21 protein-coding genes are annotated in these 24,498 nt (G+C 74.5%); 15 read left to right on the top strand and 6 right to left on the bottom strand.

The genetic code is table 11. The annotated features are described in order from the left end of the window. The first annotated feature begins 38 nt into the window (after positions 1-38). Positions 39-437: a DUF1801 domain-containing protein gene (locus tag PUR56_RS29810; protein WP_329876487.1), complete on the top strand. Its 399-nt coding sequence runs from the start codon at positions 39-41 to the stop codon at positions 435-437. Between the two features lie 38 nt (positions 438-475). On the opposite strand, the gene PUR56_RS29805 is transcribed toward PUR56_RS29810, so the two are convergent. Beyond that, on the bottom strand, positions 476-1,483 hold the full coding sequence (locus PUR56_RS29805; RefSeq protein WP_329951224.1) for a hypothetical protein: 1,008 nt from the start codon (positions 1,481-1,483) through the stop codon (positions 476-478). 286 nt (positions 1,484-1,769) lie between these two features. Between PUR56_RS29805 and PUR56_RS29800 the strand changes: the two genes are divergently transcribed. From PUR56_RS29800 to PUR56_RS29780, 5 genes are all read left to right on the top strand, one after another. Further along, positions 1,770-2,276: a hypothetical protein gene (locus PUR56_RS29800; RefSeq protein ID WP_329876608.1), complete on the top strand. Its 507-nt coding sequence runs from the start codon at positions 1,770-1,772 to the stop codon at positions 2,274-2,276. Then, a complete protein-coding gene (locus tag PUR56_RS29795) occupies positions 2,246-3,694 on the top strand; it encodes a hypothetical protein (protein WP_329951269.1) in 1,449 nt (482 codons plus the stop codon). The genes PUR56_RS29800 and PUR56_RS29795 overlap by 31 nt, the downstream gene beginning before the upstream one ends. Then, positions 3,691-5,121 (top strand): VWA domain-containing protein, encoded by a 1,431-nt coding sequence (locus tag PUR56_RS29790; protein WP_329951223.1) that lies wholly within the window; start codon positions 3,691-3,693, stop codon positions 5,119-5,121. The genes PUR56_RS29795 and PUR56_RS29790 overlap by 4 nt, the downstream gene beginning before the upstream one ends. Before the next feature lie 76 nt (positions 5,122-5,197). Next, positions 5,198-6,313, top strand: coding sequence for an ATP-binding protein (locus PUR56_RS29785; protein ID WP_329876481.1), 1,116 nt, complete (start codon positions 5,198-5,200; stop codon positions 6,311-6,313). A gap of 95 nt (positions 6,314-6,408) precedes the next feature. Continuing rightward, entirely contained in the window at positions 6,409-9,171 is a 2,763-nt protein-coding gene (locus PUR56_RS29780) for a hypothetical protein (protein WP_329951268.1), read from the top strand. A gap of 61 nt (positions 9,172-9,232) precedes the next feature. Here the strand turns inward: PUR56_RS29780 and PUR56_RS29775 are convergent, their stop codons facing one another. Further along, positions 9,233-9,820 (bottom strand): lytic polysaccharide monooxygenase auxiliary activity family 9 protein, encoded by a 588-nt coding sequence (locus PUR56_RS29775; RefSeq protein WP_329876479.1) that lies wholly within the window; start codon positions 9,818-9,820, stop codon positions 9,233-9,235. Between the two features lie 280 nt (positions 9,821-10,100). Next, entirely contained in the window at positions 10,101-10,925 is an 825-nt protein-coding gene (locus PUR56_RS29770; protein ID WP_329951222.1) for a hypothetical protein, read from the bottom strand. Between the two features lie 685 nt (positions 10,926-11,610). Here PUR56_RS29770 and PUR56_RS29765 point away from each other — a divergent pair. Then, positions 11,611-12,222 carry a choice-of-anchor C family protein gene (locus tag PUR56_RS29765; protein WP_329951221.1) on the top strand — a complete coding sequence of 204 codons (612 nt, stop codon included), beginning with the start codon at positions 11,611-11,613 and terminating at the stop codon, positions 12,220-12,222. An 87-nt stretch (positions 12,223-12,309) separates the two neighbouring features. On the opposite strand, the gene PUR56_RS29760 is transcribed toward PUR56_RS29765, so the two are convergent. Both PUR56_RS29760 and PUR56_RS29755 read right to left on the bottom strand, forming a co-directional pair. Further along, positions 12,310-12,894: a hypothetical protein gene (locus PUR56_RS29760; protein ID WP_329951220.1), complete on the bottom strand. Its 585-nt coding sequence runs from the start codon at positions 12,892-12,894 to the stop codon at positions 12,310-12,312. A 132-nt stretch (positions 12,895-13,026) separates the two neighbouring features. Continuing rightward, positions 13,027-14,127 (bottom strand): polysaccharide deacetylase family protein, encoded by a 1,101-nt coding sequence (locus PUR56_RS29755; RefSeq protein WP_329951219.1) that lies wholly within the window; start codon positions 14,125-14,127, stop codon positions 13,027-13,029. Positions 14,128-14,645: 518 nt separating this feature from the next. On the opposite strand from PUR56_RS29755, the gene PUR56_RS29750 reads away from it, so the two are divergent. The 7 genes from PUR56_RS29750 to PUR56_RS29720 all read left to right on the top strand — a co-directional run bounded on the left by PUR56_RS29750 (position 14,646) and on the right by PUR56_RS29720 (position 21,337). Next, positions 14,646-16,229: an ATP-binding protein gene (locus PUR56_RS29750; RefSeq protein ID WP_329876469.1), complete on the top strand. Its 1,584-nt coding sequence runs from the start codon at positions 14,646-14,648 to the stop codon at positions 16,227-16,229. Next, positions 16,226-16,633 (top strand): roadblock/LC7 domain-containing protein, encoded by a 408-nt coding sequence (locus PUR56_RS29745; protein WP_329876467.1) that lies wholly within the window; start codon positions 16,226-16,228, stop codon positions 16,631-16,633. Before PUR56_RS29750 ends, PUR56_RS29745 begins: the two co-directional genes overlap by 4 nt. After that, complete coding sequence (locus PUR56_RS29740; RefSeq protein WP_329876465.1) at positions 16,630-16,989, top strand: DUF742 domain-containing protein; 360 nt, start codon at positions 16,630-16,632, stop codon at positions 16,987-16,989. The genes PUR56_RS29745 and PUR56_RS29740 overlap by 4 nt, the downstream gene beginning before the upstream one ends. Continuing rightward, the gene (locus PUR56_RS29735; protein WP_329876462.1) at positions 16,970-17,590 is read left to right on the top strand and encodes a GTP-binding protein; all 621 of its coding nucleotides are present in this window, start codon (positions 16,970-16,972) and stop codon (positions 17,588-17,590) included. The genes PUR56_RS29740 and PUR56_RS29735 overlap by 20 nt, the downstream gene beginning before the upstream one ends. 112 nt (positions 17,591-17,702) lie before the next feature. After that, positions 17,703-19,409 (top strand): cytochrome P450, encoded by a 1,707-nt coding sequence (locus PUR56_RS29730; RefSeq protein ID WP_443034588.1) that lies wholly within the window; start codon positions 17,703-17,705, stop codon positions 19,407-19,409. Positions 19,410-19,511: 102 nt separating this feature from the next. After that, positions 19,512-20,615, top strand: coding sequence for a hypothetical protein (locus PUR56_RS29725; RefSeq protein ID WP_329951218.1), 1,104 nt, complete (start codon positions 19,512-19,514; stop codon positions 20,613-20,615). 356 nt (positions 20,616-20,971) lie between these two features. Beyond that, positions 20,972-21,337: a peptidoglycan-binding domain-containing protein gene (locus PUR56_RS29720; protein ID WP_329951217.1), complete on the top strand. Its 366-nt coding sequence runs from the start codon at positions 20,972-20,974 to the stop codon at positions 21,335-21,337. 132 nt (positions 21,338-21,469) lie between these two features. Here the strand turns inward: PUR56_RS29720 and PUR56_RS29715 are convergent, their stop codons facing one another. After that, the gene (locus tag PUR56_RS29715; protein ID WP_329881335.1) at positions 21,470-21,958 is read right to left on the bottom strand and encodes a MarR family winged helix-turn-helix transcriptional regulator; all 489 of its coding nucleotides are present in this window, start codon (positions 21,956-21,958) and stop codon (positions 21,470-21,472) included. Positions 21,959-22,071: 113 nt separating this feature from the next. Between PUR56_RS29715 and PUR56_RS29710 the strand changes: the two genes are divergently transcribed. Further along, positions 22,072-23,556 carry an MFS transporter gene (locus tag PUR56_RS29710; RefSeq protein ID WP_329951216.1) on the top strand — a complete coding sequence of 495 codons (1,485 nt, stop codon included), beginning with the start codon at positions 22,072-22,074 and terminating at the stop codon, positions 23,554-23,556. The last annotated feature ends 942 nt before the right edge of the window (positions 23,557-24,498 follow it).

Here is a 24,498-nt window from a genome sequence, read left to right as displayed (position 1 = left end):
GGGACAGCGCGTCCGTCACCGGCACGAGGAGCAGCGTCATGGCCCGCTACGAGACCGATCCCCGCGTGGATGCCTACATCGACGCCCTGCCCGGCTGGCAGCAGGAGATCTGCCGGCGGGTCAGGGACCTCGTCCACGAGGCCGATCCGGAGGTCGCGGAGACCGTCAAGCGGACGGTCGTCCCGTACTTCGTGCTCCAGGGCAACATCTGCGCGCTGCTCGCGGCCAAGGACCACGTCAACGTGTTCCTCTACGACGGCGGCATCGTGCCCGACCCGGAGGGCATCGTCACCGGCGGCCACGACAACAAGACCGCCCGCACGGTGGCCGTCCGGGAGGGCGGGGCGGTCAACGAGGCGGCGCTGCTGGCGATGTTCCGGCAGATCGTCGCCGACAACCGGGCCGGTGGCTGGCGGGTGCTGAAGCGCGACCGGTAGGAGCCGGCGTGGCGGGGTGGCGGGGTGCCGGCGTGGACTCAGTAGCCGCCGAAGCCCCCGAACCCGCTGAGGCCGTGGCCTCCGGAGTAGCCGCCGGATCCGGACACACCGGTGCCTCCGATGCCGTGGCTGCGGCTCGACCCCCTCGTGCCGGGACTCGCGACCACCGGTTGCGGGCCCTCCGGACCCGTGCGCCAGTGGTTCCCGGTGACCTCGCGCCACCAGTCGTGGAAGGTGACGGCGACGTCCTGGGCACGGCACTCCTCCTCGGTCGCGGCGCGGGCCCGTTCGTCCCAGCGGAAGTCACCGCTGCCGTCGGGGGCGCGCACCAGCTCCCGCAGAGCCGTCGCCAGTTCCCTTGCGGTCAGAGGGCCCCGGGAGGGGCTCGCGGAGCCCTCCGGGCCCTCGGGTGCCGCAGGTGACTCCGCCGCCGGCAGGTCGGAGCGGTGGATGTCGGAGCGGTGGATGCGGACGGGCTCGCCCCGGCCCGCCGGCCGGTAGAGCCACACCTCGCGGGCGGCGACCCCGTCGAGCACCGCCCGTCTCCGCCGCTCCTCCCGCCGGCGGGCCTCCTCGGCCGCCTTCCGCGCCACCAGCGCCTCCGCCACCCGCTGTTCGAGCTCCGCCCGCACCGGCCGGTACAGCTCGGTGACCCGGTGCAGCTCCAGCGCGAAGACCTGTTGCGCGTGCACCGACCGCTCGGTGGCCCGCCGCTGCCGGCCCGGCCACCGGCGCGGGCGGCCGATGCCGTGCCAGGCGCGTGAGCCCTCGGCCAGGTCGATGACGGCGCTGCGGCCACCGTGCGCCCGGTACACCTCCTCCAGGGCCCGCGACAGGCGGTCGAGGAAGGTGCGCAGGGCACCCTCCCAGCGCGCGCGGTCGGCCTCCGAGCAGGGAACCGGCTCGCCCCAGCCGACCCCGATCCGGTAGACCTCGACGTGCTCCGGCAGCACCACCGAGCCGGTCGGCGCCAGGCGGGCACCGCAGAGCCCCTCCACGTCCAGCCTGACCCTGTCCCGACCGACCCTGACCTCCGTGACCGCCACTGCCGCACCCTCCCGCCCTCTTGGTCCTCCCACCGGCACACGACCCGAATGTCACTCACCATAACCGTGCGACCACGTTCGGCGACAGGGTTTTTCCGCCGGTCCGCCGCGCCGGGTGCCCCCGAACGTCGGCCGGGAACGGGAGGCGGGCAGTGGAGGCCGGAGAGGGAGCGGGGGGAACGTTTCCGCAGCGCAGGGGGGCGGCTGCCGTTGTCAGTGGCCCCCGATAGGTTCCTCCGTACAGCGCCGCTCCGGCGCGAAAACCCTCTCAGTGCAAGGAGTTGGTGTGTCGTTTTCCCGGGAGGAGTCGAGCACGGCCCAGGTGGTCGCGCCCGCCCGGCCGCGCAAGCTCGCCAAGGTCCCGTTCGTGGAACTGACGGACGGTCGACTGCAAGGCGTGGTGTCCAGCGGCTCGGACATCGGGCGGGTCTACGTCTCGTCGGTCGCGGCCGGCGACTTCGCGTTCACCTGCAGCACCAACAACAACCGGCCCTGCGGCGGCGCGTACGGCAGTTTCTGCAAGCACCTGGCGGCTTTGGTCGACGAGGCGGTGCTGCAGTACGGCGGCGAGCGCGTCGCCCGCTACCTGCGGGTCGACGCGGGCACCCCGGAACCGGGCGGCCCGGAGATCACCCGCACCATGACCGGCACCCGCCCGCCGAAGGCCGACGGATCGGCCGCCGCGAGCGTGTTCAGCCGCTTCCTGCGCCAACTGGCCTACCTCGAACTCGCGCCGACCACCGCGCCGCTGCCGGAGCTGCACTGGTTCCCGTCGAGCCGGGCGGTGGCCTGATGCGCATCGACCTGCTCACCGAACCGGTCGCCGGGCTCCAGGAGGCCCTGGCGGCGGTCGACGCCTTCGACCGGGCCCTGGTCGGCGGCCTGCGCCGGCCCGGCCCCGCCCAGGCCGCCGGCCTGGCCGCACTCGCCGACGCGGTCACCGGATCGCCGCTGGCCGACCGGGTCGCCGAAGCGGCCGGGAAGGCCGCCGCCGGTGCGGCGGGCGAGGAGCACCTCACCGTCCTCGCCGCGGCCCGCACCGCACTGCTGGGCGCCGTCCACGACGCCCTGACGGACCGGATCGGCGAGGCGACCGGCCGGCCTCCCGCCGGCGATCCGGCCGCGGGCCCGGCGGCGGTGTCCCCGGCGGGCTCGGGCCCGGCCGCCAACCTGCTCGCCGCCGCCCGCTCCTGGCTGGCCGACCTGGTCCGCGCCGGGTGGCAGGGCATCGACCACGAGTCGGTCGCCGGCGCCGCACCGGTGGTCTCCGCGCTGCTGCCCGACCCTGGGCTGCGCCGCCTCGCCGCACTGCTGGACGGCTTCGCCGCCGAACTCGCCGCGTCCTGCCCCGGCGCCGCCCTGGACCAGGTGCCGTTGCGCCGCTGGGCCGACCTGTGGTCCCGGGCGGTGCTGCTCACGCAGCCGGGCGCCGTCGGCGCCCCGTCGGCCGCCGCACCGCCGGCGGTCGTGACGGGCCGGCTGCTGCCGCTGGGGGTCGACCTGCACGCCCACGCGACCGCCGCACAGGTCCAGGTCCACGCGGTGTTCGAACCCGCCGACGGAGGCGCGCCCCGCCTGGTCCGCGCCGGGGTGTCGGTCCCCAAGCCGGACACGGTCGTCGGTGCCGGTGTGTGGCAGCTCATTCGCCCCCACCTGTCCCTGCTGGCCGCCGCGGGCGAAGGGCTCTCGATGGACCTGACCGCCATGCCGGTCACCGCCGAGGGGGATCTGCTCTGGGACGACGCGGCGGCCCGGCCGGGTACGGGCGCCGACCCGTTCGCCACCGCCCGCGTCGTCCTCGCCACGGCGCTCGTCGCGCCCACCGCGCCGCTGGACCGGCACCCCGCACGGATCGCGGCGCCCGTCCTCCTGGAGGGCTACGCCGTCGAGCAGGACGGCGAGACGCTGACCCTCGCCCTCGCCGGGCACCGGATCACCGTCGACACCGACCGCATACCGACCGCGGGGCCGCTCACCCCGCAGGCCGTCGCGGCGTCGAGCGCGTGCATCGGGCTGCTGCGCTGGGACGCCGGAGAGTTCAGCGTCCAGCCCCTCGCCGTCGAGACCACCGTGAAGCGGAAGACCGTCGCGCTGCACGCCGGGGCGTGGGCGGGCGGAACGGCCGACAAGACCGGCCTCAAGGGGGAGAAGGCCGCCCTCGACGCCGTCCAGGCCCTGCGCGAGCGGGCCGGAAAGCTGCTGCGGAAATGACCCGACCCACGACCGAACCCGCCCTCGGCCCGGACCGTACGCCGGACTCCGGGGCGGACGGTGACGCCAACCGCCGGCAGGTCCTGTACTGGCGCCTGCTCGCCCGGCTCTTCGACCCCGAGGAGCAGGCCGCGCTGGAGTCGGCGAGCCTGGCCGTCGTCGAGGAGTCCGGCCTGCCGGCCGCCCTGCTGGACCCGGCCGCCTCGGTCGACTCGATCGTGCAGCGCCATCCGGAGCTGGCCGGCGAGTTCGACGGCCTGATGACGCCCGAGACCGCGTCCGAACCCGACGGGCGGGACCGTGCCGCCGAGGTCCGCCGCGCGGCCCTGGTGTCGAAGGTGCTGCTGAACGTCTTCGCGACCGGTTCCGGTACCGTCACCGCCGGACAGCTGGCCGGCTGGCAGGCCGACGCGGGCTGGCTGGAGCGCGCGCTGGGCTGCCGGCCCGGCGAACTGCGCGGCACCCGCCCCGGCGGGACGGCGGCGGGCACCAACCCCGGCGGCCGCGGTGGCACCCCCGACCTGTCCACGCTCATCCCGTGGATCGGCCCCGAACTCGCGGACATCGAGGCGGGCCTGGTCAAGCGCATGCGCCTGCGCGAGGTCCTGGCGGACCCGGGGCTCGCCGCACGGCTGACGCCGAGCATGTCGCTGATCGAACAGCTGCTGCGCGACAAGGACAACCTGTCCGGCGTCGCCCTCGCCAACGCCAAGGCGCTCATCCGCAGGTTCGTCGACGAGGTCGCCGAAGTGCTGCGCACCCAGGTCGAGAAGGCCTCGGTCGGCGCGCTGGACCGGTCCGTCCCGCCGAAGCGGGTCTTCCGCAACCTCGACCTCGACCGGACGATCTGGAAGAACCTCACCAACTGGGACCCGGAGCAGGAACGGCTCTACGTCGACCGCCTGTACTACCGTCACACCGCACGCAAGACCACGCCCCAGCGCCTCGTCGTGGTCGTGGACCAGTCCGGATCGATGGTCGACTCCATGGTGAACTGCACCATCCTGGCCTCCATCTTCGCCGGGCTGCCGAGGGTGGACGTCCACCTCGTCGCGTACGACACCCGCGCGGTCGACCTCACGCCGTGGGTGCACGACCCCTTCGAGACGCTGCTGCGCACCAACCTCGGCGGCGGCACCGACGGCACCGTCGCCATGGCGCTCGCCCAGCCGAAGATCGCCGAGCCCCGCAACACCGTGGTGGTGTGGATCTCCGACTTCTACGAGTGGAACGGCGAGCAGCTCTTCGAGCAGATGGCCGCCGTGCACCGCTCCGGAGCGAAGTTCATCCCGGTCGGCTCGGTGACCAGCGCCGGCCGGGCCAGCGTCAACCCGTGGTTCCGGGAGCGCTTCAAGGACCAGGGCACGCCGGTGATCTCGGGTCACATCCGCAAGCTCGTCCACGAGCTCAAGAACTTCCTCGGGTAGCGCCGAGCGCCTCCCCGCTCCACCGGCACCACCCCCGCACGACCCCGTACCGACACCCCGGAAAGGCAGTCCGCTGATGTCCGACCTGCTCCGCGCCCCCGCCGAGATCAAGTACGCCGACGAGCTCGACTGGCTGGAGTCGATCGACGACGGCCCCAAGCCCTTCACCTGGCGCCTCTCCCCGAAGATGGTCCGGCTGTTCGTCCTCGGCTCCGAGCCCTCCGACGGCCTCGACCGGGAGGTCAGGCAGAAGTGGTTCGGCGAGCGCAGCATCGTCGAGCGCGCCGTCGTCACGCTCGCCTCCGACCGCGGACTGCTGCTGATCGGCGACCCCGGCACCGGCAAGAGCTGGCTGGCCGAGCTGCTGGCCGCCGCGATCTGCCGCAACTCCACGCTGGTGGTCCAGGGCACGGCCGGCACCACCGAGGACCACATCAAGTACTCGTGGAACGTGTCCATGGTGATCGCCAAGGGCCAGTCCCGGGAGTCGATGATCCCCTCGCCGATCATGAACGCGATGGAGACCGGCGCGATCGGCCGCTTCGAGGAACTGACCCGCTCCACGAGCGACGTCCAGGACGCGCTGATCTCCGTCCTGTCGGAGAAGTACGTCTCGGTGCCCGAGCTCACCGGCGACGCGGGCATCGTGTTCGCCAAGCCCGGCTTCTCGATCATCGCCACCGCCAACAGCCGCGACCGCGGCGTCAACGACCTGTCCTCGGCCCTCAAGCGGCGTTTCAACTTCGTCCGCATCCCGGTCGTCACCAACCGGAAGAGCGAGGCGGAGATCGTCCGCTTCCGCACCGAGGAGCTGCTGCGCCGGCACCAGATCGACCTGGACGTGCCGCCCACCCTGCTCGACGTCCTGCTGCAGTCCTTCGCGGACCTGCGCGCCTCCGCGGCTGCGGCCGGCAGTGACGACGAGAAGCTGGAGTCCGCGCTGTCCACCGCCGAGCAGATCGGTGTGCTGGAGGACGCCGTCCTGCACGGCACCTTCTTCGGCGAGCGCACCCTGACCGCCCGCACCCTCGCCTCCTCGCTCGTCGGGTCGCTCGCCCGGCGCGAGCCGGAGGACCTCGCCATCCTCAACAAGTACCTGCACGGTGTCGTCGAGCCGCGCAGCAAGGCGGAGGGCGGGGCCTGGCCCGAGTTCCTCGAAGGCGGCCGCGACACGATCGCCACGCTCGCGTGAGCGCCGCGAAGACCGCCGCGACGACCAGGGCCGGGGCGGGGGCCGGCACGCCCGCCCGGGGCGGGGGCTCCGCGGACGAAGGGACCTTCGACGCACTGCGGTCCCAACTCCAGGACGCCGCGGCGTCGTTCGCTGGCGGACCGGACGCCCTGGAGGGCATCCTGCTCGGCCTCGTCGACGACATCGACCGCGCGGTGCGCGAACCCCTGGAGATCTTCCCGGTCTGCCACCACTCCCCCGCCTCGGCTGTCGCGATGGCGCGGCGGCTCCGGGAGAAGCAGCCCAAGGTGGTCTACCTGGAGCTGTGTGAGGACATGGCGCCGTTCCTCGCCGAACTGCGCAACTGCCGGCTCCCGGTGGCGGTGCAGGCGTTCGCGAGCGAGATCGAGGGCTTCCCCGCCGACTGGGCGCCGCTGTCGGTGGTCGCCCCGATCACCGAGGCGTCCGCCGAGTACCAGGCCATCGCCTACGCCCTCGACACCCCCGGTGTCGAACTCGTCCTCGTCGACCGCTCCAGCGACCACGTCTTCCAGTGGGAGCCGCGCGACGCCGCCGACGGGCCGGCCGACCCGGACGCCCCGGCGGCCGAACCGGAAGCCGCACTGCACGGCGACGCGGTCGGCGTGGAGATCGGCGACCTGCGGCCCCGGTTCGCCGAGCTGGAGGAGCACCTGCTGCGCCACGGCAAGGTCCGGCACTGGTCGGAGTGGTGGCACCAGTACGTCGAGCTGCCGCTCGGCGACGCCGACCACGACACGTACCGGCAGGTCATGCTGCTGATCGGCAGCCTGTTCCGGCGCCTCGCCCCGGGCGACGTCCGGCGGGTGCGGGTGGACGAGGACCGCGAGCGCTACATGTGGACCAGGATGCGCGAGCACCTGGCCGCCACCGGCACCGACCCCGCCGACTGCCTGTACGTCTGCGGCGCGTTCCACGCGGCCAGCCGCGTGGCCGAGTTCGGCGTCCACGGCAGTGCCGGGTTCGAGATCGGCCCGCGCACGGCCACCACGTGGCGGCACGGCCTCATCCCCTCCAGCCACGCGGCGATCGAGGCCCAGTTCGGCCTGGCCGCGGGCTCGGTGTCGATCGCCGCGACGGTGTGGACGAAGAACCTCAAGCGCACCCGGGTGCAGCCGTACCGCCTGGCGGGCGGGCCCGGCGCGAGGAAGTCGACCGCCAAGGCCCGCGGGGTCGCACCCGCGCCCGCCGTTTCGGCACCGGCCTCCGACCAGCTGTCCGGCTTCCTGCAGCGCCCGCCCGTCCTCGACGCCCTGGACGAGGCCGAACTCCTCGGCTGGTCCGTGGAGATCGTGCGCGCGGCCCGCCGCAACGGCTACCTCGCCTCCACCGCCGACGCGATCGCGGTGTTCGAGACGTCGATCCTGCTGGCCGGGTTGCGCGACCGGGCCAGGCCCACGCCGTACGACTTCCAGGACGCGGCGGTCACCTGCATCGAGAAGGACACCGTGCCGGGCCGGCGCGACGTCGCCCGGCTGGTCGAGATCATGATGGGCGGCGACCGGGTCGGCCAGGTCGGCTACGACGCGCTGCCGCCCCTCGCCCGGGACGTCCACGACCGCCTCGCCCCGCTCGGCCTCAACCTGGAGCAGCGGGGCGTGAAGCGGGCCCTGCTGGACGTCGCGTCCCGCCCCGAGCTGGAGCGGTGTTCCGACCTCCTCTGGATCCTGCGCCAACTGCTGCCGCACGAGGCCGCCCGACCGATCATGGGCGAGCGCCGGCTCGGCGAACGGCCCATCCAGGAGTCCTGGGACGTGGCGATCGGCACCCACCAGCGGGCGCTCATCGAGCTCGGCTACGAGGGCGTCAGCGTCGAACAGGTCCTGGAACAGCGCCTGCGGCGCGCCGCCAACGCGCCGCAGGCCACGGCGGGGACCGTCCTGCGGACGGTCGAGGACGCCACCCTCTACCTGCGCAGCCGGCGCCTCGCCGAGGAGTTGGGCACCCGTGCCCTGGAGGTGCTGGCCACCGAGCGCGGGGTCGACGGCGCACCGGAGGTGCTGCGCCGGGTCCGACGGCTGCTGGCGCACTACCGGACCGCCGAGCCGGTCCTGCCCGGGTGGATCGAGTCCTTCGTCAGGACCGGGTACGCGCACTACTGCACGCTGCTGCCGACGGCGTTCGTCGACGAGGACGCGACCGTCCGCCAGGTCGCGGCGATGCTGGGCTTCCTGCTCAGCATGGAGGACCTGGCCCTGTCCCTGGGCTGCGACCGGACGCAGCTGGAACTCGCCGTCGCGCAGTCGCACCCGCAGGACCCGTCCAGGACGGCGCTGCTCTGGGCGGCCCGGGTGCAGCTCGGCGGGCTGACGCGGGCCGAGCTGCGGGAGCGGTGTGACGAACTGCTCGCCAACCCGCTGGTGCTGCCCTCCTATCCGCGGTACCTCAGCGGGTTCCTGCACGCGTTGGAGCCGGCCCCCGGACTGGCCGACTTCGTGGTGGAGGCGGTCTCCAACGCCTTCGCACGACTGCCCGACCCGGTGCTGCTGCCCTGGCTGCCGACCCTGATCGGCACGTTGCGCGCCGACGGCGCCGACCTCGCACCGCTGCTGATCCGGGAGGCCGGGCGGATCTTCCCCGGCCGGCCGGGGGCGCTGGACACCTGGGTCCCGCCGTGGCGGGCGCAGCCGGTGCCGCCCGCGGCCGGGCTCTCCCGGCGCGGCGGCCCGGTCGGCGCCGCGCTGCTCGCGGCGCACCCCGGGACGTGTGACGCGCTGGCCGGCCTGCTGGGCTGCGACGGGGGGTGGGCGCCCGCGGAGTCCGGCCCGGCGGGCGCGGCGCTGCTCGGCCGCCACCCGGACACGGCCCTCGCCCTGGCGGCGCTGCTGTCCGGGAGTTGAGCGGCCGGCGGGCCCGCCGGCCCCGGGGAGGAGGTCGGCGGGCCCGGTGGTGCAGGTTGGATCAGAACAGCACGTCGGTGCAGGAGTAGAACGCGTTCGCCGTGTCGGCGACGTCCCAGACCGCGACGATCACGTGGTGTCCGGTGCGACCGGTGGGGAGGGTCGCGGTGTGCGTGGTGGTGGCGGCCGGCTGCCGTCCGTTGTACGGGACGGTCAGGAACGGGGTGAGGTCCAGACCGGCCCGGGTGATCTTCTGGGTCGCGCTGTAACCGGGCTTGGTGAGGAAGTACCGGAAGTTGGTGGTCGAGTGCCTGGCCTCGATCTCCCAGGTGAACGTGAGCTGCTGGCCGGCCGTCACCTTCGTGGTCGGCCAGGCGCCGTTGCGCGGGTTGTCCAGGGGCGCCCAGCGCGAGTCGGCGCCCGCGCAGATGGTGTTGTCGGCGGGTCCCCTGGTCGGGAAGCCCTTCGGGCCCTCGACGCTCTGGGGCTCCCACTGGATGTCACCGCAGTTGGTGACGACGCCCGCACCGCAGAGCGCGGCGCGGCTCGGCGGCAGGTTGATGAACCCGTGCGACTGGGCCGGAACGGCCATCGCGAGCGGGACGGCGAGGGCGGCCAGGGCCGCGCCCACCATGTGGCGTTTGCGCATGGTTCTCCTCCGTGGGGGGTGGGGAGTGCGCCCGACGCAGGAAAGCGCGTGTGGGGGGTGCGCCAGCCGTGCGGATCTTGGCATGCCTGCGCCAGGTAAGTGCCCCATACCGTAGGCATCGCCCCGCCGACCGTCAATGGTCTGGACCAGATTCACCTGTGGTCTGGACCAGCACCCCGCCGCAGGAGTCCGCCGACACGCGGCGGCCGGCCCTGCGGAACCGGCTCCGGGGTGCTCCGGGCGGCTCCGGGCCGCGCCGGGCCGCTCCCCGGGGCCGGTGTCAGTGCCGGATGGCGGGGGTGGACTCGCCGAGGGCCCGCAGCCGGTTGCGGGCGTGGAACCAGCGAAGTTCCGTCCCGCAGGCCCCGAGGATCGTGCCGAGTGCGTGGAGCATCGCCGCGTGGACGGACGTGCGGGCGACCGCCGCGAGCCCGGCGGCCGGGGAGCCGCTGTCGGCAAGGTCGGAGAGCCGGCGCGAAGGGTTCCAGCCGATGTCCGCACCCCCGTCGCCACCGGTTCCGTCCTCCCCCGTCGGCCACGGGCCGAGGGTGACACCGGCGGCGCCGAGGTGCCCGGCGACGGGGAGCCCCGCCAGTGCGGCGCTGCGGCGGACGGCGTCGACGAGCTCCGCGTCGAGTCCGAGCTCGGCCGGTGTGGCCCCCGCAGGACGCCGGACCAGGACGTCCGGCGGCACGCGCAGTCCGCTGTCCGCCGCTCCGCCCACCCGCAGCTCGCGGCCGGAGCGGTCCCGGCTCACGTCCAGCCCGAAGGCGGGGAGGAACTCGGCGAGCGCGTTCACCATGCTCACCCCGACCACCTGCCGGGCCGAACCCGCCGCGTGCTGCGGATCCTCCATGGCGGCCGCGTCGGCCAGGCGCCGGGACGGCAGCCAGTCGAGGGCCGCCAGGCCCTCGCACCGGTCGGCGGCGTCGACCCCCTCCGCGGGACGGATGCGGACACCGGGGCCCTGGTCGCCGAACGCGACCGGCAGGCCGGCGAACAGGACCGCGTCCGTGACGCGGTCGACCAGGGCGGCGTCGAGCACGCCCCGGCGCGGGTCGCCGCCGGCCGGGGAGGAGGGATTGCGGTGGGAGGGAAGAGTCATCGGAGGGCGTCCTTCCGTGCGTCGGACCGCATGTCCCGCCAAGTGCCGGCCCGCCTCGGGACGGTGAACGGCCTCGGAGTGCCGGGCGCGCCCGACTGCGCGGCCGACCGAGGCCGGGGGTCCACCCGCCCTGCCGAAGTCCTCTCCACGGACGCCTCCTCGAACCTGTGCGGATGCGCGGGGCACCTGCCGGACACCCGTCGAGAGGCTACCGGCGCGCACGGACGGTTCGGCGCCGAATCCCCAAGTTGCCCCGGCCCGAAGCACACCCGCCCGACCGGTCGCCCGACCGCCCCCGACCGCCCGGCGGGACGGCGCCACGTCCCGCCCGCGCCGTCCGCGCACGCCGGGGCGCCCACGAAGCCGATCGACGGCGCACGAAGCTTCGTGCACCACGGAACCGTCACCCCGCGACCGCTGCCCACCGGCCCGGCCGGCCCGGCACCCGCCCGCCGCCGGCCCGATCCCACGAAGAAACGACCAGGTCACAGGCTCAGCCGGTGGACCTGCACGCCCGGCACCGGAGAACCGCCCCGTCAAACCGGCGTGCGGGGGCCCGACGACGGAGGCCCGTACCACGGGGCGCCGGTGCCCCACCCTTGGCGCCGACCCCACCGGCCCCGGACGATCTCAGGTGTCCGGCCGATCACCGGCCCGCAGCAGGGCCCGCACCTGGGAGAACCCCATGTCGATCAAGCGTTTCCGCACGACCGCCGTCACCGCCGTCGCCACCGCCGCCGTCGCCGCCCTCCTCGCCGGAAGCGGGACCGCCTCCGGCGCCACCCGCGCGCTCAGCCGTTTCGACGACGGCAGCTTCGAGACGCCCAAGGTCGCGGCGAACACCTTCCAGGCCCTCTCGGCCGGACAGACCATCGGGCCGTGGCAGGTCACCGCCGGTTCGGTGGACCTGATCGGCGCCGGGTTCTGGCAGGCCGCCGAGGGCGACCAGTCGGTGGACCTCAACGGGTCCAACGCGGGGACCGTCTCGCAGACCTTCACGACGACGCCCGGCACGGCCTACACGGTGACCTACTCCATCGCCGGCAACCCGGACGGCGCCCCCGTCCTGAAGACCGGTCAGGCGCGCGTGGACGGTCAGGAGTTCCAGGCGTTCTCCTTCGACGTCACCGGGAAGACGCGCGCCGCCATGGGGTACGTGACCCGGCAGTTCACCTTCGTGGCGACCAACGCCTCGACCACGCTGGCCTTCCGGAGCACCACCGCCGGCAGCAGCGCCGGACCCGTCGTGGACAACGTCCAGGTCCAGGCCTGCCAGCCCTGTCCGACCTGCGGCTGACCGGAGCCGGGGCGCGGTGGAGCCGACGGCCGGCGCCGCCGGCTCCACCGCGCCCGCGGCGGGCGGCCCGCGACGGGCGGCGGACCGTCAGGCCTTCAGGCGGTACTTGGTGGCGGTGGAGGTGATGCTGTGGCTGCAGTCCCGGTCGGTCACGGTGGCCGAGTAGGTCCACCCGGCCGGCACCTTGCACGCCCAGAGGCCGTCGACCGGAGTGCGGAGCCGGTAGGCCGGGTTGGTCGACCCGGGGCTCATGCTGCACTCCGCGCGCGCGGTGACCAGGTCGTGGACGAAGCCCGTGGCGGTCACGCAGGAGGTGACCAGGTCCCCGGGGATCCGCAGCCGGTAGGAGGCCGACTTGGAGCTCTTCACCATGCTGCAGTTGGACGTCTGCGAGGCGGTGTCGTAGACGAAACCACGCTCGGTGACGCACGAGACGAGCCCGTCCACCGGGGTGCGCAGGTGGTACAGCGGCCGGGTCCCGCAGGAGGACGAGGCGACGATCTGGTCGTAGACGTAGCCGGTCGGCACGGAACAGGACCAGGTGTCGTCCAGCCCCGAGGCGGTGGCGGACGCGACCGGGGCGGCGGCGAGCACGGGGGCGAGGGCGGCTGCGGCCGCCAGCGCGGTGCGGCCGGCGGCACGGGAGAACCTGGAGGACGTGGACTCTGCCATCACGGAACCCTTCGGCTGGATCGGCGACGGGCGGGCACCCGTTCGTCCCTCTTCTAGCACCCGCCCGGCACCCGCCGGGGGCCCGGACCGGAGGGACCGGTCCGGGCCGTCCGCGAACGTCTACCCGCCGCCCTACGTCCCGACGCCGCGCCCGGCCGGCACCCGGGCGGCGAGCAACTCGCCCAGACCCACCAGCCGGTAGCCGCGCTCGCGCAGCCCGGTGATCACCGTGGGGAGCGCCGCCACGGTCTGCGCGCGGTCCCCGCCGCCGTCGTGCATCAGCACCACCGAACCGGGACGGACCTGCCGGAACACCCGCTCGGCGATCACCTCGGGCCCGGGCAGCGCCCAGTCGTTGGTCTCCACGTCCCACAGCACCGTGGTGAGGCCCAGATCCGCCACCGTGTCCAGCAGTTCGGGACTCCGGCCGCCGTACGGGGGGCGCAGCCAGCCCACCGGCCCGTCCAGACCGGCCGCCTCGGCGAGCGCCTCGGAGGTGTGGCCGAGCTGCTCACGGAGCCCGATCGGGCCGAGGTCGGGCAGGTAGGCGTGCGACCAGGAGTGGTTGCCGAGGGTGTGGCCCTCGGCGGCGGTCCGGCGCACCACGCCCGGGTGGGCCAGCACGTGCAGGCCGATGCAGAAGAACGCCGCCGGGGCGTCGTACCGGCGGAGCACGTCCAGCACCTGCGGGGTGAACTCCGGGTCCGGGCCGTCGTCGAAGGTCAGCGCCACCATCGGCGCGGACCCGGCCCCGGTCCCGGCGGCCCCACCGTCCGCCTCCGTCCGGCGGACCGGTCCGCCCAGCAGGAGCCGGCCCTCCGCCGCGAGCCGCCGCTCGACCGGACCGGACGCCCTCTCCGCGGCGGTGATCCCCTCCTCGCGCCCGCTCATCGTCCAGCCCCCGGATCCCAGCGCCACGAGCGCCTCCGGCCGGGAGCGGCCGAGTTCGGCGAGTGCCTCCGCCGTCACCCGACCGTCCGTCAGGACCGGCGGGTCGGCCCGGAACACCGTGACCCCGGCGGAGACGAGGGAACCGTCGAAGATCCCGTTGCCACTGTCGACGACCACCGCGAAACCGTCCGGCGCGAGCTGCGCCAGCTCGACCAGCCGCGCCACCGGCCTCTCCAGGACGCAGTGTTCGTACACCTCGACCGTCGCCGGACGGCTGACCGCCGTGTCCAGCACGGCGATCCGATAGCCGTCCCGCGTCAGACCCACACCCGCGAATCGCATGCTCCCGCCCCTCCCTCGGGCCTCGCCGGACCGGTCCACCCGGCCCGGCGAGGCTCCCGGTGACTGCTGATGACTGCTGGAGACCGCCCGTTCCACCGGTACCGCCCACGATTGCCGGGCAGCACAACTCCCGTCCCCCACAAGCCCCGACGGCAGGAAGCCCGATCATACGGACGAGCGGCCTCCGCGACGAGAGACCCGGACCGGCAGTTCCGCCGCGTCAGCGGGTGCGGGAGCGGCGACGGGAGCGGCGGCGGGACGCCCCGACGGGGCCCGCGGTCACGGCCCGGAGACCTCTCGGCGGCAGCCGCGTTAGCACGAACCTCCCCCTCCGCGTGACGGGTTCTCCGGGATACCGCCCGCATTGGCGAACTGCGCGCGGCCTGCGGTTCGGTGGGGCCGGGGCACGGTAAACCTGGTGCCAACACCGCCCCGGACGCCGGAACCCGGGCCGGTCCGCGGTGCGCCGGCCCCGCACGTCCCGCCCCCTACCCTTCCGACCGTTTAGAGGATGCCGAATGCTTGGTGCTGGATCGTCACCCGGAGGCCGGCGCTCCGCTCCCGTACTCGTCTGGCTCGTCCCCGCCCTCGTGACGGCGACCGTCGCCGTCCTCGCCGTGTCCACGGCCTCCCCCGGCTCCCGCGTCGCGGTCGGCTGGTGCGCGGCGGTGGGCACGCTGTCCGTGGCCCTGGTGGCCGCCGAGGCTGTCCGCCGGGGCCGGGCGACGGAGGCCCTGCGCGAACGGTGCGCCCAGCGGGAGGACGAGCTGCGCCGCCGGCTGTCCCGGCAGGAGGCCGAGACCGTCCGGCTGGCCCGGATCGGCCTGCCCGACGCGGTGGTCCGCCTCCAGCGCGGCGAGTCCCTGGACGACGTCGTCACCGCGAACGAACCGCAGGACATCCTCGTCGGACCGGAGTTCCGGGTCGCCCAACAGACCCTCCTGCGCGCCGTGCTGGAGACCGTCGACACCGAGGAGGGCATGCGCGAGTCCGCCCAGCGGGCCTTCGTCAACATCGCCCGCCGGGTCCAGGCGATCGTCCACCGGCAGGCCCACGAGCTGCGCGGCATGGAGCACCGGCACGGCAACGACCCCGCCGTCTTCGACGACCTGCTCCTCCTGGACCACGGCAACGCGCTGATCGGCCGCCTCGCGGACAGCATCGCCGTCCTCGGCGGCGCGCGCCCCGGCCGCCAGTGGAACAAGGCGGTTCCGCTGTACAGCCTGCTGCGCGGCGGTATGTCCCGGATCCTCGACTACCAGCGGGTGGAGCTGCACCCGGTGTCCGACGTCGCCGTCGTCGGACCGGCCGTCGAACCGCTCATCCACGCGGTCGCCGAACTGCTGGACAACGCCACCCGCTACTCCCCGCCGCACACCAACGTGCACCTGACCGCCGTCGAGGTGCAGACCGGCATCGCGATCGAGATCGAGGACGGCGGCCTCAGCCTGAGCGAGGAGGGCCGCGCCCGCGCCGAACGGATGCTCCGGGAGGCACAGGCCGGCATCGACCTCAACGACCTCGGCGAAACCCCCCGGCTCGGCCTGGCCGTGGTCGGCCGGCTCTCGCGGGCCTACGGCTTCCAGGTCTCGCTGCGCCCGTCCGCGTACGGCGGGGTGCGCGCCGTGCTGATCGTGCCGCAGGAGCTGATCACCACCGCACCCGCCACCGGGCGCGCCCACGGCATCGGCGTCACGGGCTCCTCCGGGCCGCCGCCGGTGGACGACCGCCGGCCGCACACCGGGCCGGCCCGGCGGGCCGGGTCCGGAGCGTTCCCGGCGGGGGACGAGGCCCCGGTGGTGAGCGAGCGGACCGCGAACGGCCTGCCCAGGCGGCGACGTCACGCCGCTCCCTCCCGGACCGTCACCCCCGCCCCCGTCCGGGGCGCCGCCCCCGCACCGTCCCGGAACGGGGTCCCCGCGGCCTCCCGCACCGGCGGCGCTCCCCCACCACCTCCCCGGGCGGCCGCCGAACCCCCGGGCGGGGCGGTGCAGCCCGGCCTGTGGCTCGCCGCCTTCCACGACGGAGTGAACGGGACCTCACCGTCCGCCGGACCGGCGGGCCACAGCAGCGACGAGTCGGCGGGGAGGGACGAGCGGTGATCAGCCAACGAACCAACATGGACTGGATGCTGAAGCAACTGGCGGAGGAGGTGCCGCACGTCCGCAACGTCGTCGTGCTCTCCGCCGACGGTCTGCGGATGGCCCAGCACGGGACCGAGACCGACACCGCCGACCGCCTCGCCGCCGCCTGCGCGGGTCTGCAGAGCCTCGCCGCCGCCGTGGGGCACGAGTTCCCGCACGGCGACGGCCGGATGCGGCTCGTCGTGATCGAGATGGGCGGCGGGTTCTTCTACCTGATGGCGGCCGGCGCCCGGGCGTTCCTCGCGGTGCTGGCCGACGAGGGCGTCGACGCCGGCCTCATGGGCCAGCGGATGCGGGACCTGGTCGCCCGGATCGGCGAGCACCTCAGTACGCCTCCGCGCAGGGGTGAGCCCGTCGTATGAGCACAGCCGACCAGGACTGGGGCGACGAGGCCCCGGAACGCCTCTACGTGATCACGCGCGGCCGCGGTGGTCCGGCCGGACGTACCGCGTTCGACCTGGTCACCCTGATCGTCTCCCGCTCGGAGCCGACGCCGACCATGCCGCCGGAGCACGCCGCGATCCTGCGGATCTGCGGGTCGCCGCTGTCCGTCGCCGAGATCTCCGCCTACCTGCGGCTGCCGGTCAGCGCGGTCACCGTGCTGCTGGCGGACCTCCTCGACGAGGAGAGGATCGAGGCCCGTGCCTCCGTCCCGGCCGCGCTTCTCCCCGACCGTGCCCTCTTGGAGGCGGTGATGCATGGACTTCAGAGGCTCTGAGACGGTGCTGGGGCCGGCGAGCGCCGATCTGCTCCCGGACTCGGCCGCCGCGGCGGTCAAGGTGGTGGTCGTCGGCGGCTTCGGCGTCGGCAAGACCACCCTGGTCGGCTCGGTGAGCGAGATCCGCCCGCTGACCACCGAGGAGACCATGACCGAGGCCGGCGCGGACGTCGACGACATCGCCGGCGTCGAGCGCAAGTCCTCCACCACGGTCGCGATGGACTTCGGCCGCATCAGCATCAGCGAGGAACTGGTGCTGTACCTGTTCGGCACCCCGGGCCAGGAACGGTTCTGGTTCCTGTGGAACGGCCTGTTCGAGGGTGCGCTCGGCGCCGTCGTCCTGGTCGACACCCGGCGGCTGGAGATCAGCTTCGACGTGATCGGGCGGTTGGAGGACCGCGGCGTGCCCTTCGTGGTCGCGGCCAACGTCTTCCCCGAGTCGCCCACGTACGCGCAGGAGGAGCTGAGGCTCGCACTCGACCTGCCGGTCGACGTGCCGATCGTGGCCTGCGACGCGCGGGTCCGCGAATCCGGCCGGGACGTGCTGCTCGCCCTGATGCACTACCTGTACGACCTCGCGGGCCCGTCGCCGGTGCGATGACCGCGCCGGTCCGGCCGGGTGCTCACCGCCCGGACCGGCCGGACCGCCGCCCGTCGTCGCCGACTCCCCGCCACCGCCCCCTCTTCGTCTGCCGACCCCTCCCGGAGCCACCGTGACCAGCCCGTTCCCCGACGACGCCGCCCTCGTCCCGCCGAGCGGCTGCCCCGCCCACCGGCCCGGCTCCGACCTCCCGGGCGTCCAGGACCTCCCGGACCCCCAGGGCGTTCAGGGCTCCCAGGGTCTTCAGGGCCTTCAGAACCTCGGGATCGAGAGCCTCGGGCTGCAGCAGACCGGACCGCCGGACCGCGGACTGCGGGACCTCGGGCTCAGGGCGTTCGCCCCCGCCGGCCTCCGGCGGCTCTACGGCCCGGAGGCCGAGGCGGACCCCGCGGGCCTGTACGAGCGGCTGCGCGCCGAACACGGCGAGGTCGCTCCCGTCCTCCTCCACGGCGACCTCCCGGCCTGGCTGGTCCTCGGCCACTCCGCCAACCTCACCGTCATGCGCACCCCCTCCCGGTTCTCCCGGGACTCCCGCCGCTGGACGGCGTTCCAGGAGGGCCTGGTCGCACCCGACTCCCCGCTGATGCCGGTGATCGCCTGGCAACCGCTCTGCGTGTTCGCGGACGGCGCGGAGCACCGGCGCCTGCGCGAGGCCCTCAACGACGGCCTCAACGGCTTCGACCGGCGTGGCATCCGCCGCTACGTCACCCGGTTCACCGACCAACTGGTCCGGGAGTTCGGCCCGGCCGGGCACGCCGAACTCGTCACCCGGTTCGCCGAGCACCTGCCGATGCTGGTGTTGACCCAGCTGGTCGGGATGCCCGAGGAGTACGGACCGCGTCTGGTCGACGCCGCCCGGGACCTCATGAAGGGCACCGAGACGGCCATCGCCAGCAACGACTACGTCGTGGCCTCGCTGCGCCGGACGATGGAGCGCAAACGCATCACCCCCGGCCCCGACCTCGTCTCACGGCTGATGGCCCACCCCGCCGGGCTCACCGACGACGAGGTGCTGGAACACCTGCGGGTGGTCCTGCTCGCGGCGAACGAGACGACCGTCAACCTGATCGCGGACACCCTGAAGCTCATCCTGACCGACGAGCGGTTCCGCGCCCACCTGTCCGGCGGACACATGACCGTCCCGGACGCCCTGGACCAGGTCCTCTGGGACTCGGCCCCGATGTCGCTCGTCGCGGGCCGCTGGGCCACCGGCGACACGGAGCTCGGCGGCCAGCGGATCAAGGCCGGCGACATGCTGCTGCTGGGCCTCGCCGCCGGGAACGTCGACCCGGTCGTCCGCCCCGACCTGGCCAAGCCGCTGCACGGCAACCGCTCCCACCTGGCGTTCGGCAGCGGCCCGCACGAGTGCCCCGGACAGGACGTCGGCCGGGCCATCGCCGACACCGGGATCGACATCCTGCTGACCCGTCTGCCGGACCTCCAGCTCGCCGTCGACGAGTCCGAGCTGACGTGGACCTCGGCGTGGCTCTCCCGCCATCTGGTCGCGCTGCCCGTGGAGTTCACCCCGCGGACCGACCTGCCCGAGCCGCTGGCCCCCACGCCCGTAACCGCGCCCGTGACGACCGCCACCGCCGCCGGGACCGCCGCCGGGGCTGCGGCACCCACCGGCACGGGGAGCGAAGAGAGCACCGAGAGCACGGACGGCGCGACGGCGGGCGTCCGGGCGCACGCCGGGGTGCCCGTTCAGCCGGCCTCGCCGGCCGGGGACGGGCTGTCACCGGCGTCCACCGCGTCGGCCCCCGTCCCGCGGCAGCGACGCGGTTGGTGGAGCCTCCTGACCGGACTGCTCCGGCGGTGAGGGCGGCGGCCACCGCCACGACTCCTCCCGCGCGACCACTGGTTGTCGCGGCAGGCGGGGCATAACCTCACCCCGAGGGTGCAGGTATCTCTGGAGGGGACGATGACGGTTGCCACTGTCGGGATCCTGGGGTTCGCCCTGGGGTGTCTGGTCGCGGCGGCGGTGCTGCGGAACCAGGCCGTCGGCGCTGCCCGGCGGGCCGCCGAGTCGGCCGCCGCAGCCGCCCGTTCGGCCGCCGAGTCGGCCGCCGCGGCGCAGCAGCCCGCGCCGGTGAAGGGTCGCAGGACCCCGCCGGGCAAGGCGGTGAGCCCGACGACCAGGCCGACCTCCAAGCCCACCTCCAAACGTGCGTCCAAACCCGCGTCCAAACCCGCGCCCGCGAAGGCCCCCAAGCCCGCGCCCGCGCCCGCCTCCGAACCCAGGCCCGCGCGGGCCGGGAGCAGCGAGCCGGCGGCGGAGTCACCGCCCCCCGAGGACTCCCCGGTCACGGACGACGGGCTGCCCCGGCTCGACCGCGTCCCCGTACCGCGGGACAGGCCGGGCCCGGTGCCCCGGCGCCGGGAGGGGGAACGGCACCACTACTCCGGGGTGTGGGACAAGCCGACCGAACGGGAGTTCCCCATCGAGCGGCCCGAACCCGAGGCCGTGACGATCGCCCTGGTCGAGGCCTCCGCCGAGCACGGGCACGTCACCATCACCCCGATGACGCGCACCCCGACCCGGGTGGAGACCCATGCGAACCTGCTGTTCCACTACTCCGCGACCGAGCGCGGCACGGCGCGCACGGTGGTGTCGCGGGACGTCACCCACCTCAAGGTCGAGAGCAGCGGCGACTGCGAGTGGTCCGTCCGGCTGTTCGGGCCCTCCGAGATCGACGAGTTGCTCCGCGAGCGCGACGGCTCCGGCGACGCCGTCCTCATGGTCCGCCCGGACGCCCCCGCCGAGCTCGTCGTCCACGTCAACTCCTCCTCCTGGCAGGTGAGGTTCGTCTGCGGCTGCTGGCGGGCGGACCGGTACGGCACCTGCAAGTGCCCACTTCCGCCGGGCTGGACCAGCAGGGGTTCGACGTTCGCGAGTGCGAGCGGCGAGGCCATGCGGACCGTCGCGGTGCCCCGTCCCGGCCTGCTGGTCCTGAGGACGTCGGAGCCGACCGACCCGTGGCGCCTGCACCTGCGCCCCCGCGGCCCGGAGCAGGAGGACGAGTGAGACCGCACCCGTACCGCGGCGGCCCACGGCGTACCCGCGCGGAGTGCCCGGCGGGAGGCGGGGCCCGAGGTCGGAGTCGCCCGGAGCGCGGGTGCGGTCCGGATCGGGTGCCGGCCCGAGCGGCGTCACCCACCTGGCCTTCGCCCGGCCCCGACCCGGTGGCGGGCGGCGTTCGAGGCGGGTAGGTCGACGGCGGGGCGGTCGACGGCGGGGCAGGCGGTCCGGTGGTCCCGCGCCCGGGACACGCTCCGTGCGCGTCCTTTCACGCCCTGCCCGGCCGGAGCCTCGGTTCCTAGGGTGGGAGCGCATGGCCGTGACGGTCCGTCGCGGCCCGCGCCGACGAAGGGGAACCGCCCGTGCAACGCCGAACCGTCGCCGCCGCCCTCACCGCCGTGCTCGCCCTGGGCACGGCCGGTCTCATCGCGCCCCGGGGCGCAGCCGCCGCCGTCCCCGGAGGCTGCGCCTACACCTCGTCGAGCCACCGCCCGGTGCTCAGCCAGGGCTCGACCGGCGCCGCCGTCAAGCAGGCGCAGTGCCTGACCAACGTCTGGGGCGGCGTCCCGAAGCTGGCGGTGGACGGCATCTTCGGCCCCGCGACCCGCACCAAGATCAAGTGGATCCAGGGCTGTCACGGTCTCGCCAAGGACGGGATCGTCGGCCCGGCCACCTGGAACGCCCTCTACAACCCCGTGCCCGACTGCTACGACCCCTACCCCGGCTGATCCCGCACACCGGGTCGCGGGCCCGGTGCACCGGGCCCGTCACGTGTGCCGGGTCGGTGCACCGGGCCCGTGTCGTTCACCGGGCCGCCGCGTCCATCGCGTCCGCCGTGTCCGCCGAAGGGCGGGCGGCCGTCAGACGTCGCCGCCCGGCTCGGCGAGGTGGGCGTCCATGGTGGCGTTCAGGTCCGCCACGAAGGACTCGAACCGGTCCAGGAGGTCCGGCGGGTACCGGTCCATGGCGGCGCCCATCCGGTGGGCGAGCGGGCCGAAGAACTCGTCGGCCCGGTCCTGGATGTGGTCGCCGCCGCGCAGGGTCACGACGCGCCGGTCGGTGTGTTCCCGGGTGCGGGTGATGTGCCCGGCCGCTTCGAGGCGGTTCAGCAGCGCGGTCGTGGCGCCCGTGGACAGCGAGATGCGCTCGCTCAGGCGGGCCGGCGAGAGCGGGACGCCCCGCTCCTCGGCCGCGGCGATCTCCAGGACCGCGGTCGCGTCGGTGGAGTGCAGGCCCAGCCAGGCGGCGAAGCGCCGGCTCAGCTCCGCGTAGTGGCCGCCGTAGATCCGCAGCCCCTCCATCAGTCGCTCGTGCTGCGCCGCCTTCTCCTCGCGTGCCGGTTCCGCCATCGGCCAGCCACCCTTCCTCTCCCGTCGCGCGGTCCGCGTCGGCGGTCGCTTTGACAACCTACCGCCCCCACTTTACCTTCATCATGGAATTACTTCACCATGGAGGTATCGCGATGCTCGACCCGTCCCCCACCACCCGCGAGGGAACCGGGCCCTACCGGTGGCGGTGGCTGATCCTCGTGGTCATGCTCGTCGCGGAGATCATGGATCTCCTGGACGCCTCGATCGTCAACGTCGCGGGGCCCGCCCTGGAGGAGTCCCTCGGCGCGACCCCCGTCGGCCTGCAGTGGGTGATCGGCGGCTACGCCCTGACCCTGGGGGCCGGGCTGGTCCTCGGCGGCCGGCTCGGCGACCGCTACGGACGCCGCCGGATGTTCCTGCTCGGCCTAGCCGTCTTCACCGCCACCTCGCTGCTCTGCGCACTCGCACCGAACATCGGCTCACTGATCGCCTTCCGCCTGCTCCAGGGCACCGCCGGAGCGCTGCTCCTCCCCCAGGGCCTGGGCCTGCTGCGGGAGAACTTCTCCGGCGCGGAGCTCACCAAGGTCTTCGGGATCTTCGGCCCCGTCCTCGGCCTGGGCGGCATCATCGGCCCCGTCCTGGGCGGCGGGCTCATCGAGAGCGACCTCTTCGGACTGGGCTGGCGGTCGGTCTTCCTCGTCAACCTGCCGATCGGCATCGCCGCCCTGGTCGTCGCGGCCCGGTTCATCCCGACGAAGCCCGGCGACCGGACCCTCGGGGTCGACCTGGTCGGCGCCGGGCTGATCGTCGCGTCCTGCGCCCTGCTGGTCCTGCCGCTCAACCAGGGGCAGGAGGACGGCTGGCCGCTCTGGACCTGGCTGTCGATGGCCGGGTCCGCCCTGGGCTTCGCGCTGTTCGCCCTCCACCAGCGCCGGACGGCCGCCGCCGGCCGCGAGCCGCTGGTGACCCCCGGCCTCCTGCGCAAGCCCGCCTTCACCGTCGGGCTCGGCGGCATCGCCCTGTTCTTCGCCGGGCTCGTCGGCACCCAGCTCGTCCTGACCCTCTACCTCCAGATCGGCCGGCACTTCACCGCCGGGGAGGCCGGTGTCGGCAACCTGCCGCTCGCCCTCGGCACCGCGATCGGCGGCGCGGTCAGCGGAGCGTTCCTCGCCGACAGGATCGGGCGCAAGGTGCTCCAGATCGGCCCGCTCGTCCAGTTCCTCGGCGCGGTCCTGCTCTGGTTCGAGCTCGACGGCCGGGGCACCGACTCCTTCTCCGTCCTGGACATCGCCCCGGGCGTGGTCGTGGCCGGCATCGGATCGGGCATGGTGATCGCCGCCCTGTTCAGCTTCCTCCTCGCCGCCGTCGACGACCACGAGATCGGCTCCGCCTCCGGTGTCCTCTCCGCGGTGCAGTCCGTGGGAGGCTCCGTCGGCGTCGCGGTCTTCGGCTCGGTCTTCTTCGACCGCGCCGGGGAGGGAGACTTCACCGGCGGCTTCCGGAACGCCCTCGTCGTCCAGATGTGCCTGCTGGCCGCGTTCCTCGCCATCACCTTCCTGCTGCCCGCGAAGGGCCGCCCCGAGGACGAGCAGCACGCCGCCCCCGCCTCCCCCGCTCCCGTCGCCGCCGACGTCTGACCGGAGGTCCGGCCCGCCCGGTCCCCCCTGGCCGGAGCGCCGTCGGCGACCACGGTCGCCGACGGCGCCCAGGACCGCGCCGGCGACCGTCCCGGCGAGAGCGCAGAGGAAGGCCAGGCGGGAGGCCCGGGACCAGGTGGCGATCGCCCCGTCGGCCCAGCGCAGGTAGGGCGTCAGCGCGACGACGCCCACCGCCGAGCCGAGGACCAGCACGGCGAGCAGGGTGCGCCGGGGCGGCTGCGGCCCGCGCCACAGCGCGGCCAGCATCGGGAGGAGGAGCAGCGTCAGCACGGCGGCCAACGCCACCCCGGGGACGGCCCACAGGAAACGTCCGCCGCAGAGCCAGGCCGCGAGCCAGAGCCAGCACAGGCAGACGACCTGACGGATCGCCAGCCCGAGCGCCGGGTGGGCGCGACGGCCGCGCGCGGTACCGCTCAGCAGCCGGGCGGCGAGGGCCGCGAGGGCCGCCGCGCATCCGGCGGTCACCGCAACCGGGATGCCCAGGGCCCAGGAGCGCGGTCCTTCGACGTGGACGACGGGCGGGCGGACCGGGTACGCCAGGGACTCCCACCTGTTGTCCTGGTCGCCCCGGATCAGCGCCTGCCCGGGGTAGTTGGCGAGCACCGCCCAGCCACCGTGCACGGTGACGACCACGATCTGGGCGGGGTAGTCGGCCCTGGCCGTCGGCCGCACCGGCGGCTGTGCGCCGGTCGGGTCGACGTCGACGGTCTGTTCCGGCATCGGCGGGTCCGCGGTGGGCGGATCCGGCACCGGCACCTCCGGCATCAGCGACTCCGACGACTCCGACGGGAGCGGCCCCCGCGGCGTCGCGGCCGCGGGCAGCCCGGGCAGGGCCTGAACCAGGACGGACGGCCGCGGAGGTGGGAGACTCCTCCGCACCGACGGGCCGGGGTCGTTGGCGAGCCCCCAGTGGCGACCCCC

Origin of the sequence: Streptomyces sp. BE303 (assembly GCF_036290945.1) — a bacterium.
Classification (GTDB): domain Bacteria; phylum Actinomycetota; class Actinomycetes; order Streptomycetales; family Streptomycetaceae; genus Kitasatospora.
Note: the sequence above shows the minus strand (reverse complement) of the source record. Positions and strands in the feature narration are given on the sequence as shown.

Coding starts and splice junctions, on each gene's coding strand:
- PUR56_RS29755 (WP_329951219.1), bottom strand. CDS start 14,127: ATGCGATTCGCGGGTGTGGGTCTGACGCGGGACGGCTATCGGATCGCC.
- PUR56_RS29750 (WP_329876469.1), top strand. CDS start 14,646: ATGCTTGGTGCTGGATCGTCACCCGGAGGCCGGCGCTCCGCTCCCGTA.
- PUR56_RS29760 (WP_329951220.1), bottom strand. CDS start 12,894: ATGGCAGAGTCCACGTCCTCCAGGTTCTCCCGTGCCGCCGGCCGCACC.
- PUR56_RS29725 (WP_329951218.1), top strand. CDS start 19,512: ATGACGGTTGCCACTGTCGGGATCCTGGGGTTCGCCCTGGGGTGTCTG.
- PUR56_RS29810 (WP_329876487.1), top strand. CDS start 39: ATGGCCCGCTACGAGACCGATCCCCGCGTGGATGCCTACATCGACGCC.
- PUR56_RS29765 (WP_329951221.1), top strand. CDS start 11,611: ATGTCGATCAAGCGTTTCCGCACGACCGCCGTCACCGCCGTCGCCACC.
- PUR56_RS29790 (WP_329951223.1), top strand. CDS start 3,691: ATGACCCGACCCACGACCGAACCCGCCCTCGGCCCGGACCGTACGCCG.
- PUR56_RS29710 (WP_329951216.1), top strand. CDS start 22,072: ATGCTCGACCCGTCCCCCACCACCCGCGAGGGAACCGGGCCCTACCGG.
- PUR56_RS29770 (WP_329951222.1), bottom strand. CDS start 10,925: ATGACTCTTCCCTCCCACCGCAATCCCTCCTCCCCGGCCGGCGGCGAC.
- PUR56_RS29735 (WP_329876462.1), top strand. CDS start 16,970: ATGGACTTCAGAGGCTCTGAGACGGTGCTGGGGCCGGCGAGCGCCGAT.
- PUR56_RS29740 (WP_329876465.1), top strand. CDS start 16,630: ATGAGCACAGCCGACCAGGACTGGGGCGACGAGGCCCCGGAACGCCTC.
- PUR56_RS29715 (WP_329881335.1), bottom strand. CDS start 21,958: ATGGCGGAACCGGCACGCGAGGAGAAGGCGGCGCAGCACGAGCGACTG.
- PUR56_RS29785 (WP_329876481.1), top strand. CDS start 5,198: ATGTCCGACCTGCTCCGCGCCCCCGCCGAGATCAAGTACGCCGACGAG.
- PUR56_RS29775 (WP_329876479.1), bottom strand. CDS start 9,820: ATGCGCAAACGCCACATGGTGGGCGCGGCCCTGGCCGCCCTCGCCGTC.